The sequence below is a fragment of the Anaerococcus sp. HMSC075B03 genome (genome assembly GCF_001815585.1).
Classification (GTDB): domain Bacteria; phylum Bacillota; class Clostridia; order Tissierellales; family Peptoniphilaceae; genus Anaerococcus; species Anaerococcus vaginalis.
Genome location: NZ_KV821186.1, coordinates 36,754 through 53,524 on the forward strand (window position 1 = coordinate 36,754; position 16,771 = coordinate 53,524).

General features: G+C 29.9%; 16 protein-coding genes. 14 read left to right on the plus strand and 2 right to left on the minus strand.

Annotated elements, in window-relative coordinates; genetic code table 11:
• Window position 1 precedes the first annotated feature (1 nt).
• The 14 genes from HMPREF3045_RS05155 (at window position 2) to HMPREF3045_RS05220 (ending at window position 13,415) form a co-directional block, all read left to right on the plus strand.
• Entirely contained in the window at window positions 2-841 is an 840-nt protein-coding gene (locus tag HMPREF3045_RS05155; RefSeq protein ID WP_070737571.1) for a ParB/RepB/Spo0J family partition protein, read from the plus strand.
• Window positions 828-1,433 carry a cyclodeaminase/cyclohydrolase family protein gene (locus HMPREF3045_RS05160; protein WP_004839598.1) on the plus strand — a complete coding sequence of 202 codons (606 nt, stop codon included), beginning with the start codon at window positions 828-830 and terminating at the stop codon, window positions 1,431-1,433. Before HMPREF3045_RS05155 ends, HMPREF3045_RS05160 begins: the two co-directional genes overlap by 14 nt.
• A complete protein-coding gene (locus HMPREF3045_RS05165; RefSeq protein ID WP_070737574.1) occupies window positions 1,421-1,891 on the plus strand; it encodes a DUF4446 family protein in 471 nt (156 codons plus the stop codon). Before HMPREF3045_RS05160 ends, HMPREF3045_RS05165 begins: the two co-directional genes overlap by 13 nt.
• 65 nt (window positions 1,892-1,956) lie before the next feature.
• A complete protein-coding gene (gene pta / locus HMPREF3045_RS05170; RefSeq protein WP_070737577.1) occupies window positions 1,957-2,943 on the plus strand; it encodes a phosphate acetyltransferase in 987 nt (328 codons plus the stop codon).
• A 94-nt stretch (window positions 2,944-3,037) separates the two neighbouring features.
• Window positions 3,038-4,429, plus strand: coding sequence for a DUF1538 domain-containing protein (locus HMPREF3045_RS05175; protein ID WP_070737579.1), 1,392 nt, complete (start codon window positions 3,038-3,040; stop codon window positions 4,427-4,429).
• A complete protein-coding gene (locus HMPREF3045_RS05180; RefSeq protein WP_004839594.1) occupies window positions 4,429-5,025 on the plus strand; it encodes a P-II family nitrogen regulator in 597 nt (198 codons plus the stop codon). The genes HMPREF3045_RS05175 and HMPREF3045_RS05180 overlap by 1 nt, the downstream gene beginning before the upstream one ends.
• Window positions 5,026-5,049: 24 nt before the next feature.
• Window positions 5,050-5,370, plus strand: coding sequence for a thioredoxin family protein (locus HMPREF3045_RS05185; RefSeq protein ID WP_004839593.1), 321 nt, complete (start codon window positions 5,050-5,052; stop codon window positions 5,368-5,370).
• Window positions 5,370-6,221: an NAD(P)/FAD-dependent oxidoreductase gene (locus tag HMPREF3045_RS05190; protein WP_070737582.1), complete on the plus strand. Its 852-nt coding sequence runs from the start codon at window positions 5,370-5,372 to the stop codon at window positions 6,219-6,221. Before HMPREF3045_RS05185 ends, HMPREF3045_RS05190 begins: the two co-directional genes overlap by 1 nt.
• Window positions 6,222-6,535: 314 nt before the next feature.
• The gene (locus HMPREF3045_RS05195; protein ID WP_070737586.1) at window positions 6,536-7,006 is read left to right on the plus strand and encodes a MarR family winged helix-turn-helix transcriptional regulator; all 471 of its coding nucleotides are present in this window, start codon (window positions 6,536-6,538) and stop codon (window positions 7,004-7,006) included.
• Window positions 7,007-9,094, plus strand: coding sequence for an ATP-dependent zinc metalloprotease FtsH (gene ftsH, locus HMPREF3045_RS05200; protein WP_070737589.1), 2,088 nt, complete (start codon window positions 7,007-7,009; stop codon window positions 9,092-9,094). It abuts the gene before it with no gap.
• A gap of 101 nt (window positions 9,095-9,195) precedes the next feature.
• Complete coding sequence (locus tag HMPREF3045_RS05205) at window positions 9,196-10,035, plus strand: MurR/RpiR family transcriptional regulator (protein ID WP_070737593.1); 840 nt, start codon at window positions 9,196-9,198, stop codon at window positions 10,033-10,035.
• Window positions 10,036-10,127: 92 nt separating this feature from the next.
• The gene (locus HMPREF3045_RS05210) at window positions 10,128-11,126 is read left to right on the plus strand and encodes a MupG family TIM beta-alpha barrel fold protein (RefSeq protein WP_070737596.1); all 999 of its coding nucleotides are present in this window, start codon (window positions 10,128-10,130) and stop codon (window positions 11,124-11,126) included.
• Window positions 11,092-11,979 carry an N-acetylmuramic acid 6-phosphate etherase gene (gene murQ, locus HMPREF3045_RS05215; protein WP_257244375.1) on the plus strand — a complete coding sequence of 296 codons (888 nt, stop codon included), beginning with the start codon at window positions 11,092-11,094 and terminating at the stop codon, window positions 11,977-11,979. The genes HMPREF3045_RS05210 and murQ overlap by 35 nt, the downstream gene beginning before the upstream one ends.
• On the plus strand, window positions 11,976-13,415 hold the full coding sequence (locus HMPREF3045_RS05220) for a PTS transporter subunit EIIC (RefSeq protein ID WP_070737602.1): 1,440 nt from the start codon (window positions 11,976-11,978) through the stop codon (window positions 13,413-13,415). The genes murQ and HMPREF3045_RS05220 overlap by 4 nt, the downstream gene beginning before the upstream one ends.
• A gap of 123 nt (window positions 13,416-13,538) precedes the next feature.
• Here HMPREF3045_RS05220 and HMPREF3045_RS05225 read toward each other — a convergent pair whose 3' ends face one another.
• A complete protein-coding gene (locus HMPREF3045_RS05225) occupies window positions 13,539-16,034 on the minus strand; it encodes an ABC transporter permease (protein ID WP_070737605.1) in 2,496 nt (831 codons plus the stop codon).
• Entirely contained in the window at window positions 16,021-16,710 is a 690-nt protein-coding gene (locus HMPREF3045_RS05230) for an ABC transporter ATP-binding protein (protein WP_070737608.1), read from the minus strand. Before HMPREF3045_RS05230 ends, HMPREF3045_RS05225 begins: the two co-directional genes overlap by 14 nt.
• Between the last annotated feature and the right edge of the window lie 61 nt (window positions 16,711-16,771).

A 16,771-nucleotide genomic window follows, 5' to 3' on the forward strand; every position in this document is an offset into this window, starting at 1 on the left:
TATGACGAAAAAAACATTGGGTAGAGGACTTGGATCTCTAATACCAGAAAATAACAAAAAAAATAAGGCCATAGTTAGGATTCCTTTGGAAAAAATTTATGCTAGAGATGATCAACCTAGGAAAAATTTTGATGATAAATCATTGGAAGGACTCAGTCAATCTATAGAAAAATATGGCTTATTAAACCCAATTGTCCTTAAAAAAAATGGGATAAGATATGAAATAATTGCTGGAGAACGTAGGTTTAGGGCAAGTAAGCTTTTGGGTTTAAAAGAAATTGATGCAATTATAAAAAATGTAGATACAAAAGATATTGATATTCTTTCAATAGTAGAAAATGTTCAAAGGGAAGATTTATCTGGTCTTGAAGAGGCCAATGCTTATAATGAGCTATCAAAAAACTATGGTATGACTCAAGATGAAATAGCAAAAACTGTTGGCAAATCAAGATCTTACATTGCAAATACCCTAAGACTTTTAAAACTTGATGAAAATTCAAAAAAAGAGCTTGAAAAGGGAAATATTTCTTCATCCCAAGCAAGAACACTTCTTTCTATAAAGGATGAAGAAGATAGAAAAAAAAGCCTTTATGATTTTAAAAATAAAAAAACAAATATAAGAAAAGTTGAAAAGATTAGTTCTAAAAATAATAAAAAAAATCAAAAGGAAGATAATTTAGATAGGATTTTATTTGAGGATTTTGAGGAAAAATTTATTGACCTACTTAATTCAAAGGTAGAAATTAAAAGAAATAATGAAACTTATAGGGTTACTATTGATTGTTTTTCTATTGAGGAGATAGAAAATTTATATTGGAGATTAAAAAATGGAAAAGAATAAAATGATAGATTTTTCTGTAGACCATCTTATAGAAAATACCAGAAAAAAAACAGCTAATCCAGGAGGAGGGGCTATAACAAGTCTTGTTGGAAACCTAGGCTTAAATCTTATTTTGATGATGGCAAAAAAAGATTATAAGGATGAAAAATTAAATAAAAAATCAAAAAAAATTGAAGATAAATTCAAAAAATATTCTGAAGAATTAAAAGAACTTATGCAAGAAGATATTGATAAGGTAAATCTTTTAATAAAAGCTTATAAAAATAAGGAAATAAAAAATTACGATGACTATATTATAGAGGCAAACAAGGCTCCAAAAAGAACTATAGAGCTTATGATAATTGTTTTGCAAGATTGTGATTTTATTTTAAAATATGGAAATATTGATGCGATTTCTGATGGAGAAATAGGACTTAGACTTGTAAAAGAATCAATCCATTCTTCTTTTATAAACCTTATTTTGAATGAGGAAAATATTACTGATCCAAATCATGAAAAAACAAATTACAAATCTATTATAAATTTCTGTGATAAATTATATAAGGATAATATGAAAATCATCGAAGAAAGGGAAAAGAAATGGGACAAATAATAGCTATAGTAATCTTATTTATTCTTGTTATTTTTGAATATTCTATGATAAAAGCTAATAATAACAAACTAAAAAGACAAAAAAGAAGATACGATCATCTACTTAGGGGCAAAAATCCTGATGTAAATCTTGAAGAATTAATTTTGCAATTAAATGACCAAATCGAACAATCAAATAGGGAAATAAAATCTCTTGACCAAAGATCATCAGATACAAAAAATACTACAATGGGAGCTGTTAGCAAAATGGCAGTTGTTCATTATGATGCTTTTGATAGCCAAAGAGGAAAAAATTCGTTTTCATTAACTCTCCTAGATTCATATCACAATGGAATAATTCTTACAAATTTATATTCACAAGATGGCTCAAATACTTACTTAAAAGAGATTACAAATGGAGAGTGTGACATAGAGCTTTCCGAAAGGGAAAAGGAATCTTTAGAAAAATCAAAATTATAGAAGATAATTAAAATTATTGGGGTATAATATTAATGCTAAAATCGATTTATGATTAGGAGGTAATTATGGCAAACGATGGAGTTATGGAACTTGCTACTGAAAATATTAGGGGCAAAAATCGCAAAATAGTATTTCCAGAAGGCAATGACTCAAGAGTATTAAGAGCAGCTATTAGACATCAAAATGATGGTCTTATAGTACCAATACTTTTAGGAGATAAAGAAGAAATTCAAAAAGTAGCAGAAGAAGAAGGGGTAAAATTAGGAGATATTCAAATAATAAACCCTAGAGAAAGCGAACTACTTGATGAATTAGTAGATAAATACGTTGAACTTAGAAAAGGAAAAAACACCAGAGAAGATGGTGAATATATACTAAAGAAAGATAACAATTACTTTGGCACAATGCTAGTTCAAACTGGAAAAGCGGATGGAATGGTTTCAGGAGCATCAAATCCAACTGGAGATACTGTAAGACCAGCCCTACAACTTATCAAAACTAGAAAAGGTGTAAATAGAGTATCCGGTGTTATGATTATGCTTGGACCTAATGGAGAAAAATTATTATTTGCAGATACAGCAATAAATATTACTCTTCAATCAAACGAACTTGCAGAAGTTGCAGTTGAAGCAGCAAAAACAGCAGAAGAATTTGGAATTGAACCAATAGTTGCTATGTTATCATTTTCAACAAAAGGATCTGCAAAACACGAACTCGCAAGAAAAGTAGAAGAAGCTACAAAACTTGCAAAAGAAATGGATCCAAATCTTAAAGTTGATGGAGAAATGCAATTTGATGCAGCAATTTCACCACAAGTTGCAAGAAAGAAAATTCCTAATTCAGATGTGGCAGGAAGAGCAAAAGTATTTATTTTCCCAGACCTACAAGCTGCAAATATTGGATATAAAATTGGACAAAGACTTGGTGGATACGAAGCTTTAGGCCCAATACTTCAAGGATTAAACAAACCAGTTAACGACCTTTCAAGAGGATGTAACGAAGAAGACGTATATAAATTAACAATACTAACAGCAAATCAAGTTAGAGATTAATAAAAATTTCAAAAGAGACAGTCGCTAGATTGCCTCTTTTGTTATACAAAAAATTAATATATGAAATATAAAAATAATAAAACAAAAAGAGGTGATGATAATATTTAGAGAAGAAATAAAACAAAATTCCAAAGCTGTTGTTCCCATAGCAGTTTTAGTTTTAATTTTAAATTTATTTAGACCAGTAGAAAACAAAATTATTATAAAATTTTTAATAGGATGTATTGGGATAATTTTTGGTCTTTCTATTTTTCTTACTGGAGTTAATCTATCAATTTCAAAAATTGGAACATATATGGGAGATTTTATTGCAAAATCTGAAAAAATAATTAAAGTTATTATTTTTGGAATTTTTATAGGATTTATAATTTCAATTGCAGAACCAGATCTTTTAATTTTAGCAAATCAAGTAAGAAGTGCTATTGGTCTTTCTTCCTTATTAATAGTAGCCATAATTTCAATTGGGGTTGGCTTTATGATTTCTCTTGGTCTTTTTAGGATATTTAAAGAAATAAAACTTTCAACACTTATGTTTATAATTTATGGTGTGATTTTTATTCTAATGTTTATAGTAAATGATTTGGGCCATGCCATAGCTTTTGATGCATCGGGAGCAACTACAGGTGCAATGACAACTCCATTTATTATTGCTCTAGGTCTTGGAGTAAGTAAATTAAAGGGAGAAAAAAAGGGAGAAGAAAATTCCTTTGGCCTTGTAGGAATCGCATCAACAGGACCAATTCTTGCGGGACTTTTGATGACTATGTCTATAAATTCAAAAAATATTTTGCTAGAAGAACAAGCTCATCAACTAGCTTTGATTTCAGGATTTAAATCGGCAAGTTTTGCAATTTTGCCAATAACTTTGGTGTTTTTTATAATGGATAAGCTAGTTTTTAAAATTAAAAATAAAAAATCAATAAATCTTGGTTTGATTTACACTTACCTAGGACTGATTATATTTTTGACAAGTGTAGAAGGTGGATTTATGGAACTTGCAAGACTTATGGGGGAGAATTACTCTGATTTTAGATTTGTACCTATCATTGGATTTATTTTGGGCCTATTGGTAGTTTTGGCAGAGCCTGCTGTTTTTGTTTTGGCAGAACAAGTCGAAGAAGTTACAGGAGGTTCAATCCACAAATCTTCAATAATGAAAGCTCTTTCTGTTGGAGTTGCTTTTGCAGTTATGCTTGCTATGCTTAGAATAAAAATAGAAGGCTTTAAATTATGGATGATAATTGTTCCAGGATTTTTAATAGCTCTAATTTTATCAAGAAATGTTTCCCAACTTTTTGTAGGAATTGCTTTTGATTCGGGGGCAGTTGCGTCGGGGCCAATGACTGCGACTTTTATATTAGGTTTTTGTCAAGGAGTTGCAGGAAATATTGATGGTGGATTTGGAGTGATCGCCTTTGTAGCTTTAATGCCAGTGATTACAATTATGATAATGGGATCTTTTTATAAGGAGGCCATAGAAGGATAATGAAATATTTAAGAATAATAACACCAAGATCAAAAGGGTCAAAAATTATGAACCAATTAAAAGAAAAAGGTGCTAAGTCAATATCTTGCCTTTTGGCAGAAGGATCTGCCAATGCACATATTCTTGAAGTTTTAGAAATTGATAAGGAAAAAAAAGAAATAGTTTCAGCACTTGTAAATGATGATTTGGTAAATGATTTATTAGACCAAATAAAAGATAAATTTGATAAGAAAAACACATCTATAATGTTTACGACACCAGTAGATTACAAAGGAGAAATAGATATGGAATATGAAGCTTTGTATGTGATAGTTAATAAGGAAAATGCAGATAAAGTTATAGAAATATCCCAAAAAGAAGGAGCAAAAGGCGCAACTGTTGTTCATGGCAGAGGATCTGGAATTCAAAAAAAATCTGTGTTTTTAAATATGACTATAGAGCCTGAAAAAGATATTGTCATAATGCTTATAAAGAAGGAAATTTCAGAGAAAGTAAAATCAGCAATTTATGATGCAATGAATTTGGATGAAAATTCGAAGGGGATTTTATTTTCACTTCCTGTCACAGATGTGCGCGGGCTTGTTGAGCAAAATTAAGACGGTATAATTTAAAGAGAAAAAATGGAGGATATTATGAAAGAAATAAATACAAGTGAATTTGATACACACGTTTTAGAAAACGAAGGAATAGTTTTAGTAGATTTTTCAGCCACTTGGTGTGGACCTTGCAAAATGCAAAAACCAGTTCTTGAAGAAATGGAAGGCGAAGTTGATTTTGAAATATATTCAGTAGACGTAGATGAAAATCCAGACCTTGCAGGAAGATATAATGTAAATGCAGTTCCATCAATGATGTTATTTAAAGGTGGAGTTTTAAAAAATACTCTAGTAGGTTTTCAAGCTAAAGAAGTAATACTTGAAGAAATAGAAAAACTTAAATAATGGATTATGATTTAATAATAATAGGATTTGGGCCTGCAGGAATTTCTGCAGGTCTAAATGCTAGTATAAGAGGAAAAAAAGTTCTAATTATTGGAAAAAAATCAAAAGCCTTGGAAAAAAGTCCCTCAATAAAAAATTATTTGGGATTTAGTGATATAAAAGGCTTGGACTTATACAATAATTTTATACATCATATAAAAAATTATCCTGTTAAGATATTGGGTAGGAAAATAAAGGCAGTTTATGCCATGGGAGAATATTTTTCAATAGATTTGGGCGAAAAAATGCTCACATCAAAAGCTTGCATAATTGCAACAGGAATTGATATGGGAAAAAGCATTGAAGGAGAAGATGAATTTTTTGCCAAAGGAATTTCTTATTGTGCAACTTGTGATGCCAGCCTATATAAAGGAAAAAAAGTAGTCTTGGTTGGATATAATGAAGAAGCTATTGAAGAAGCAAATTTTATAAATAAAATGGCAAGCCAAACAATTTTTGTAAACCCTAGTAAAAAACCTATAGAACTTGAGGATGGAATTAAAATTATAAACAAAAAGCCAAAAAAATTTCAAGGAGCTTTGAAGGCCGAAAGTCTTATATTAGAAGATGGGGAAGAATTGAAGGCTGATGGATTTTTTGTAATAAAAAATTCTTCAAAACCAAAAAGTCTTGTACCATCAGTGAAAATTGAAAATAGCCATATAAAAGTAGACTTAGATATGAAAACAAATATAAAAGGTCTATTTGCCTGTGGAGATATAGTCGGCACACCTTATCAAATAAATAAGGCGGTAGGCCAAGGACAAATTGCTGGATTAAATGCGGCAAGTTATATAAGTAAAAATAAATAAAATGTTTCACGTGAAACAATTAATGTCATGCAATGAAGTGTGGTATTATTTTTTTGCTTAAAGAATTTTTTAAAAAAATCCATTTATAATTTATTTTTTTATGCTTGGAGATTTTTTTAAATTTCAAAAAAATTTATCATAATGTTAGCTCTAATAATATAAAAATTGTAAAAAACATAATTAATACATAATTAAAATTAATTATCAAAAATATTCTTTCTTTTTACTTGAAAATTGTCGTATTATATGTAGAATAATATTTAAGTAGATTATTCTATTCTAGATTACAGTCTATAAATTGTAAGGAGGTTTATATGACAAGAAAACACATAGAATTTTTTGAATTTAATAACTCTATATTTTCAATGATTAGGGAAATATCACATAAGATAGATTTGCTTTTACAAGAAACAGCTCAAGAAATGGGCGTTACAACTCTTCAACTTAAAATGATTATGACTCTATCAGCATCTGATGAATCAGTTTCTATAGGAAATCTTGGTAAATCAATTGGAGTAAATGGTGGAAATATTTCTAATATTTGCAAAAAATTGGAAAAACAAGGATTTGTTGATAGAAATAGATCTGATGAAGATGAAAGAGTTGTTAATGTGAAATTAACACAAAAGGGTTTTGATGCTGCTGAAAAGGTAAGCAAATATTTTGATAAAATTAGACCTAAAGAAGACGAAAAAAGTATAAATTCTAATTTAAAAACAATAATTAATGAATTAGATTCACTAGATAATTTATTAGACGATTACATTGTTAGGAGTGGTTTATAGATGCCATCATTTAAAAAGGGCAAAAGGCCTCTAGTCTATTATTGGATTATTGCCATTGTGGCCTTTTTGGTTATTCAACAAATTTTGCAACCAATTAGGGCTGAGGGAAAACCAAAAGAGATAACTTATTCTCAATTTGTGTCAATGATTGATAATGGACAAGTTAGAGAAGTTACAAAAGATGATTATAATTACACTTTCACAGCGGTAGTTGATGGAGATAAGCAAAAATTCATCACAGGCTTGTGGCCTGATACTGACCTTACTGAAAGACTTCTTGAGGCTAGCAAAAAACACAAAAACTTGACCTTTACTAAGGAAGTTGAAACAAAGATGAGCCCATGGCTTACCTTGTTTGTTACAAGTATTTTGCCATTGTTGTTTTTACTTTTAATATTTTATATGGCAAATAGGTCTTTATCAAAGACTATGGGAGGCCGTGGCGGCGGAGACTTTATGAATTTTGGTAAATCAAACGCCAAAATTTATATGGAAAATAAAACCGGCAAGACCTTTGCAGATGTAGCAGGTCAAGAAGAAGCGAAAGATAGTTTAAACGAAGTAGTAGATTTCTTGCATGGACCACAAAAATATAAGGAAATTGGTGCAGTTTTACCAAAAGGAGTACTTCTTGTAGGCCCTCCAGGAACTGGTAAGACTCTTCTTGCAAAAGCAGTTGCAGGAGAGGCAAATGTTCCATTTTTCTCAATTTCAGGTTCTGAATTTGTAGAAATGTTTGTAGGAATGGGTGCTAGCAAGGTTCGTGATCTTTTCAAACAAGCAAAGGAAAAAGCTCCTTGTATAGTATTTATCGACGAGATAGATGCCATTGGTAAAAAGCGTGATGTTTCAGGATATTCTGGAAATGACGAACGTGAGCAAACACTTAACCAATTGCTAAATGAAATGGACGGATTTGATGCGACAGAGGGAGTAGTTTTATTATCTGCAACCAACAGACCAGAAATTCTAGATCCAGCCCTAACAAGACCAGGACGTTTTGATAGAAGGGTTCAAGTAGAACTTCCAGACCTAAAAGGCCGTGAAGATATATTAAAAGTTCATGCCAAAAAAATTAAGCGTGAAGATGAAATTGATTATGAAGAAATAGCAAAAAGAACTGCAGGAACAAGCGGAGCTGACCTTGCAAATATTGTAAACGAAGGAGCTTTGAGAGCTGTTAGAGAAGGACGTAAAAAACTAACTCAAACAGACCTTGAAGAATCAATCGAAACAGTTATAGCTGGTGCCCAAAAGAAAAATGCAGTTATTTCAGATGATCAAAAGAAAATTATCGCTTACCACGAAGTAGGACATGCTCTTGTTGCAGCAATTCAAACACAAAAAACTCCAGTAACCAAAATTACAATTGTACCAAGAACTGGTGGAGCTTTGGGTTATACAATGACTGTCGACAAAGATGAGAAATTTATAATGACAAAACAAGAGCTATTTGATGAAATAGTAACCTTGGCAGGTGGAAGAAGTGCAGAAGAATTAATATTTAATGCAAAAACCACTGGAGCAAGCAACGACATAGAAAAAGCCACAGCCATAGCAAGAAATATGGTAACAATTTATGGTATGGATGATGACTTTGACTTTATGCAACTTGAACAAATCCAAGGAAGATACCTTGGCGGTCAAAGATCAATGATAGTTTCAAATGGAACAGGAGATAAAATTGACCAAAAGGTAGGAAAAATTATTGCGCAAGCTCACATGAGAGCTATAGAAATTTTAAAAGATAATTTAGAAAAACTTCATGAAATTTCAGACTTCCTTTTAAAAGAAGAAACAATTACAGGCGAGCAATTTATGGAAATATTAAATAAAAAACCTGTAGAAAATAAAGAAAATCCTAAAGAAGAACCTTCAAATGAAAATAAATTAGAAGAAAAAGCAATCGAAGATGAAATAAAAACATCAGATGACAAAAAAGAAAATTCTAGCGAAATTTCAAATGAAGATTTGAAAAAGGAATTAGAAGAAACTTTGAAAGAAAATGAAGAAAAATCTTCAGATAAAGATTTAGATGATACAATAGCCTTAGGCTCAAGTGAACAATCAAATCAAGAAGATGAATAATAAAAGAGCCTTAGTGGCTCTTTTTGTTTTAAGGGAAAAAGATTAAAAATAGAAAATAAAAATTAACTTCAAATTAAATTTTTTGGAGTTTTGAGGTTTATATGGAATATATAATTAGAATTGAAGATAAAAAAGATAGTTTTACTCAGACAGATAAAAATATTGCATCTTATATATTAAACAACAAGGATTTGATAATAAAACAATCGAGCATTGACCTTGCAAAAAACACAAAATCATCTCAGGCTGCTGTTACAAGATTTGTAAAAAAAATCGGTTATAATTCCTTTGTGGATATGAAAATATCAATTGCAAAAGCCTTTGAAGAAGAAAGTGATTTTATAGAAGATGAAATAAAAAAATCTGACAAAACAAAGGATATAATAAATAAGTCTAAGGCAAATATACAAAAAACAATAGAAAAAACTTATGCATTAATAGATGAAGAAAAAATTGAAAAGGCGTGCCAAATTTTAAATAAGGCTAAAAAAATTTATCTTTCAGGAGTGGCAGGTTCTGGACTTATATGCGAAGATTTTTATTATAAATTATTAAGGGCAGGGGCAGATGTGTATTATGAAAAAGACGCCCATACAAATCTTTCAAGAATTTCTCATATAGGAAAAAATGATCTTTTAATCGCTATAACTTATGGGGCAAAAACAAAAGAAGTCATGGAATCATTTAATTATGCAAAAATTAAGGGAGCATCTCTTATAAGTATAAGTAAAAATGAAAATTCAAAACTTGCAAAAGATTCTGACGTTTTTATAAAAATTCCATCAAGTGAAAAAGAAATTAGGTATGGAGCGATTGCGTCGAGATTTTCATCTTTAATCATAACGGATATTTTATATTTTTCTTATATAGGATTGAACTATGATTATGTAGTTGATAATTTAAAAGTAACCAAAGAATTTACAGACAAACTTAAAATTTAATTTTAAAAATATAAAGAAACACTTGAAATTTTATTTCAAGTGTTTTATAATGTAAATGTGAAAAGCTTTTCTAGGAGAAAAAGGAATTATTTATGTTAGGTTTTAGTTTGTATCTCAATCAAAATAAAGATGAAATTATAAAAAAGCTAGAAGAATTTAAAGATTATGATTTTTTGTTTACATCTATGCACTATCCTCTGGAAGATGAGAATATGAATAAATTATTGTGGCTTTTGAATAGGTTAAAAAATTCTAAGACTAAAGTTTGTGTAGATTTAAATGGAGAAGTTTTGGAAAAATTTCCCAAACTTTTAGATTTAAACATAATAATAAGGCTAGATTTTGGATTTAATAATGAACTTATAGCAAAATTATCTAAAAAAAATAAATTGGCTATAAATGCATCGACCATAGATTATAGTAACCTAATGGATTTGAAAGAAAAAAATTCAAATTTTTCAAACGTTAGTGCTTGGCATAATTATTATCCTCTTTCTTATTCAGGACTTGGAAGTGAAGAATTTATTAAAAAAAATCAAATGTTAAAAGCATTTGGCATTGATATTTTTGCCTTTTTTCAAGGAGATAAAAATTTTAGAGGACCTATGTATGAAAGTCTTCCTACTTTGGAAGAAGATAGGTGGGAAAATCCTTATTATTCTTATTTGAAACTTAGAAGAAAGTATAAAATAAAAAATCTTTTATTATCTGAAGGGATTTCTCAAAAAAATAAAAAATATATAGAAGATTATGAGAAAAATAAGCTAATAAATTTAGATGTTTTTTTGGAAGATGATTATAAAGATTTGAAAAATTTTGAAGTTAGAGAAGATTTAAGTGATTTTTTGATTAGAAATAAAAGGTCCTATAAATTGATTGAAAAAATCGATGATAGAGAAATAAAAAAGGGCGATTTAGTAATTTTAAATAAAAATGCCAAAAGATATTCTGGAGAGCTTGAAATAATTAGAAAAGATATAGGAGAAGATAAGATGAGAAATATTATTGGACATGTAGATAAGTCTCATCTAGGAATATTAGATTTGATAGGAGGAAGTGATAGACTTGTCATCAACAGAATCAAGAAATAACAAGAGCAAGGGCTTGGACACCAAGTCAACTCTAGAAATTTTAAAAATAATTAATAATGAAGACATGACAATAGCTAAAAAAGTTGGCGAAAAAATCCCAGATATTGAAAAATTAACAGATGCTATTGTAGATGTATTTAAAAAGGGCGGTCATTTATATTATATTGGCGCAGGAACTAGCGGAAGACTTGGAGTTTTGGATGCGTCTGAAGCATTTCCAACTTTTTCCGTAGATAAAAATATGATAAAAGGAATTATTGCAGGAGGAGATAAGGCACTAAGAAATCCAATTGAAAATGCAGAAGATGATGAAAATTTGGCAAAAAAAGATTTGCTAGACCATGGATTTACAAAAGACGATTTGCTTGTAGGAATAGCAAGCAGTGGAAGAACACCTTATGTTATTGGAGCATTAAAATATGCAAAAAAACTTGGAGCAAAAACAGGTTCTATAACTTGCAACATAGGTTCTGAAATTTCGGAATTTGCAGATTATCCAATAGAAATAGACACAGGAAGCGAAGTTTTGACAGGTTCTACTAGAATGAAAGCAGGGACTGCAACAAAAATGGTTTTGAATATGATTTCAACAACTTCAATGGTAAGAATTGGAAAAGTTTACGATAATCTTATGGTTGATCTTAGGGTATCAAATGAGAAATTAAAAAATAGGGCTTTAAAAATGATTGAAGATATTTGCAATATCGATAAAAATCATGCAGAAAAATTACTAGATGATGCAGATGGCAGGGTAAAATGTGCAATTTTAATGGAAAAAAAATCAATTAGCAAAAAAGAAGCACTTGAGTTGTTGGAAGAAAACGAAGGATTTTTAAGAAAGGGAATACAATGAAACAAGATAACAAAAAAATCGCCACAGACCTTATAAAAAATTTTGGTGGAAAAGATAATATAACAGAAGTTATAAATTGTATGACAAGAGTAAGGGTAAAAGTTGTAGATGAAAGCAAGGTAAATTTCAAAGAAATTGAAAAAATTGATGGAGTTTTGGGAGTTTTAAAAGGCGAACAAATTCAAATAGTAACAGGCCCTGGCAAAAGTGAAAAAATAGCAAAAGAAATGTCAAATATGGCAAATGCAAAATTTTCTGAAGAAATTGAAAGCGATATAGAAAAAAGAACTAGAGAAAATAAAGCAAAAGTAAAAGAAAAACAAAATAAATCAAAATTCAAATCATTTTCAGCAACAATAGCATCAATTTTCGTTCCATTAATACCAGCTTTTGTAGGAGCAGGACTAATAGGTGGTATTGCCTCTGTTATGCAAAACATGATAACAGCAGGTTCACTTTCACAAGAAAATTTTGGAGCAGTACTTCAAGTTTTAAATATAATAAAAACCGGACTTTATGGATATTTGAATATATTTATAGGAATAAATGCAGCAAGAGTCTTTAAAGGAAACGAAGGCTTGGGTGGAGTAATTGGAGGAATGGTATATCTTTCAGCAATGAATCCAGACGAGCCATTAAAAAATATGTTTTTAGATTCAGCCCTACTACCAGGACAAGGTGGAGTAATTGGAGTAATTCTTGCAGTATTTATACTTGTAAAAATTGAAAATGCCCTTCACAATGTAATTCCAGATTCACTAGATATAATTATTGTTCCAACAATATCCTTATTAATTACAGGAATTTTGACAATATTTATAATAATGCCAATAGCAGGATTAATATCAAATGGACTTATAGGAATAATTAATTCTGTAATAGAATTAGGCGGAGCAGTTGCAGGATTTATTCTTGGCGCAGTATTTTTACCAATGGTAATGCTAGGACTACATCAAATTTTAACACCAATCCATATTGCAATGATTGAACAACAAGGCGCAACATATTTATTGCCAATTCTTGCCATGGCAGGAGCAGGACAAGTTGGAGCTGCAATAGCAATACTTGTAAAATGTAGAAAAAATAAAAGATTAACAGAAATAGCAAAAGGTGGATTGCCAGTAGGAATTTTAGGAATTGGAGAACCATTAATTTATGCCCTAACTCTACCAATGGGAAAAGCATTTATAACAGCGTGTCTTGGCGGAGGAGTAGGAGGAGCAATAATTGGTGCAATAGGATCAATTGGAGCAACAGCAGTTGGACCAAGTGGACTTGCCCTAATCCCATTAATCTATAATGGAAAAGCCCTAGGATATATATTTGGACTTATCGGTGGATATGTTGGAGGATTTATACTAACATATTTATTTGGAATAGATAAAAAATATATAGACGGAGAAGACATAGTAGATAGTATAGATTTTAAATTTTAATTAAATAAAAAAATAATCTTGCCTTAGGGGAATTAAATTATGGATTTTAGAAAAACTGATTTAGAGAGTCTTTAGGTGGCAAGATAAAAGGCTGTGAGTTTAATGCTCACAGCCTTTTTTTTCTTATATACTCTTAAAAGTATTATCTGAGTTTTCGTTTATTGTTTTAAGACCACTTTTTATTGCAAGTAAAACCCCTGCACTCATAAATACAAATACGATTATAATAGGGATATAATTTATATTTGTTATCAGACCTTTTATCGCAAATCCTAATTCATAGTTGCTCCTATAGGCTCTAAGTGTAATTCCCATAATAAACATAAAGATATAGGCTAAGAAAATATTTTTAAACAATATTTTTCCTTCTTCAAAGACCATCTTTTCCATTTGTTTTTCTGTCATACCTGCTGTTGATAGAAGTTTAAAATCATTGGCTCTTGCTCTAAGGTTTCCTTTAAAACTATTATAGGCATTGGAAAGAGCAATTGTTATAAGAATGATTTGGATAGCTAGGTTTAAAAGTCTTTCATTCCTTGTTTGTTCTTTACTTGCTGCTTCTCTTAAAATTTCTGTAGCTGTTCCATGGTCAGACTTTGGTACATAATTAGAAATCACTTTTTCTGCATCTTCAAATACTTTTTCTTTATTATTATCAGCTTTAATTTTTACAAAGTAATAATAGACTGGGTCGCCTTCAGCTATTCCATATTCATCAATAAATTTTCTCATATTACTTGCGCTTGTGTAGATGGGTATTTCATTGTTATTATAGGCTTCTAAATCATAAGGTATCTCTTCTATACTTGCATCTATTTTTAAATTTATTGGCTTTCCTTCTGCATTATATTTTAAAGAAATATCTCCAGATTCCTTGTCAGAAATTTTTATATAATCGCTAAAAGCGTAAGGCGTTCTATTATCTTTTCTTATCTTATTAAGCAATAAATAAGATGCATGAGAGATGTTATTTTCTTTTAAAAGCTCTTCAAAATCTTCATCTGTTAAAGCATATATACTTGTGTATAGTCTATCATTTTCTATTTTTCCACTAGCTAAAGAATCTTTTAAGTCTTTAGAAATAAAATTTTTATTTTCGTCAACATAAAATTTTGTGTTATTTCTTTGATATAAATGAAGGTCTTTTGCTCCTTCAACTTTTTCTAAATCAGCTAATAAGTTTTCATCTAAACTCTTATCAGTGTAGATACTTGAATTAAAATTGTAAGGACTTTTATAAGAGTTATATTTTTCGTTCAAAGCTCTATAGGACTGGCTAACTAAAACTGTAGTCAGTACAAAGGCAGAAAGTGCCATGGAAATTACAATAATTCGATAGGTTGATCGATATGACCTGTAATAATCTTTTGCTAAAGTCTTTTCTATAGGTCCATTTATTTTTGACTTACCCAATTTAATGTTTTTTTCTGTAATCCCATTTAAACCTTCTATAATTTTTATTTTTGCACTTTTCCTAGCAGGAATTATCGCAGATAAATAAACTGTTAGGATCGACAATAATATAATCATTATTATAGAAATAGGGTTTGGATAGACGAAATAAAAACCTGGAGATTTTAAAGTTTCTCCCAATATCTCAGACATATTTTTATAGGATACCGAATTATTAAGCCACATCAAATATAATAAAAGATTTGCAAATACCAAAGATAAAATTGTACCCAAGGCTATTGGTAATGTTGAAAGTTTAAAAGCTTTCTTTCGAATCATTTTTTTGACCTGCTTATCTGTCATACCTGTGCTTTTTAATAGGGCAATTTTCTTTAAATCCCTATTGTTCCAGACATTAAAAGAACCATAAATGATAAAAGCAAAAAGTAGGCAAAGTAAGAAGCCTGCTCCATATTTTTCTATGGCTAAGTATACAACACTTTTTGGTGGAATGATTCCTTTTGGATAGACCATTTTATACTCCAAAATATCTTTGTTATAAAAAACTCTCCCAATATCTAGGGCATGGTTCTCGTCAATATTCATTTCTGACAAAATTTCTCTAGTTTTTGTATAAGTATCCCTTATATTTTTATACCAAATTTGAGCTTCTATTCCATTATTTTTTTCAAATAAACCCTTCTGATCATCACTTTCAATCAAGCCTATAAGCATAGATTCTTCAAATGATTTAGAATAATCATCATAAATTCCAACCACTTTATAAGTTTTATCACGAACAGTTATTTCAGAACCCAAATCGTATTCTTTACTTTTTATTAAAAATTTCTCTGGAACTAAAATCTCGTTTGCATTATTTGGTTTTCTTCCCTCTTTAATATCAAAATCTATAAGACTAGAAGGATCTCCAAATTCATATATAATTGCATTTAGATCTGTCTTTATGAATTTATTAAAAGAAATCTTTTCTATATCCTCATTATTTATTAATTTATCATAAAGTTTCTCGTCAATTTCAGAGATTGACACGTGGTAGTCTCCAACATTTTTTTTAACATAATTATACTGTTCGGTTCTCATTGCATTAAAGATAAAAATTACAGTTCCTAGTAGAATAACTGCTAAAAATATTGATATTTTAATAGCAAAACTGTCTTTCTTATTATTTTTTACATCTCCATCAGCTAGGTCATTAATAATTTTCATAAGTTCCATCTCCTAAGAAATTTAACCTACCATCTACCATTCTATAAACCTTGTCACAAGAATTTGCTACTTTTTCATCATGAGTTATTATCATTATTGTAGAATTTAATCTTTTATTTACAAGTCTGAAAAGTCCTGTGATTTCTTCTGAGTTTTTCCTATCAAGATTTCCTGTAGGCTCATCTGCTAGGATAATGGCAGGTCTTGTAATAAGACTTCTAGCAATAGCGACTCTTTGTTGCTCTCCACCAGATAATTGTTTTGGATACCTATCAAGCTTTCCTTCTATTCCTAGTATTGATAAAATTTCCTTTAAATATTCTTCATCTACTTTTTTATTGTCCAATAAAAGAGGAAGTAAAATATTTTTTCGAACGTTGATGTTTGGAATCAAATTAAAAAATTGATATACTACGCCTATATTCCTTCTGCGAAATACTGTCATCTCATCTTTGTTAAACTTGGTAATATTTTTATCTTGAATAAAAATATCCCCACTTGTTGGTGTATCTACTCCTGCAAGTAAATGAAGTAGTGTAGATTTGCCGGATCCACTGTCTCCTATAATGGCAACTAGGTCTCCTTTTTCTAATTCAAAGTTTACATTTGAAAGGGCATTTACTTCTACTCCGCCCTTATATGTTTTTGTTAAATCAACTGTTTTTACTATATTCATAATGTATCCTCCTTAACTTGTCTATATAATATTAGACTTAAGTGACTGAAAAGTGACTAGA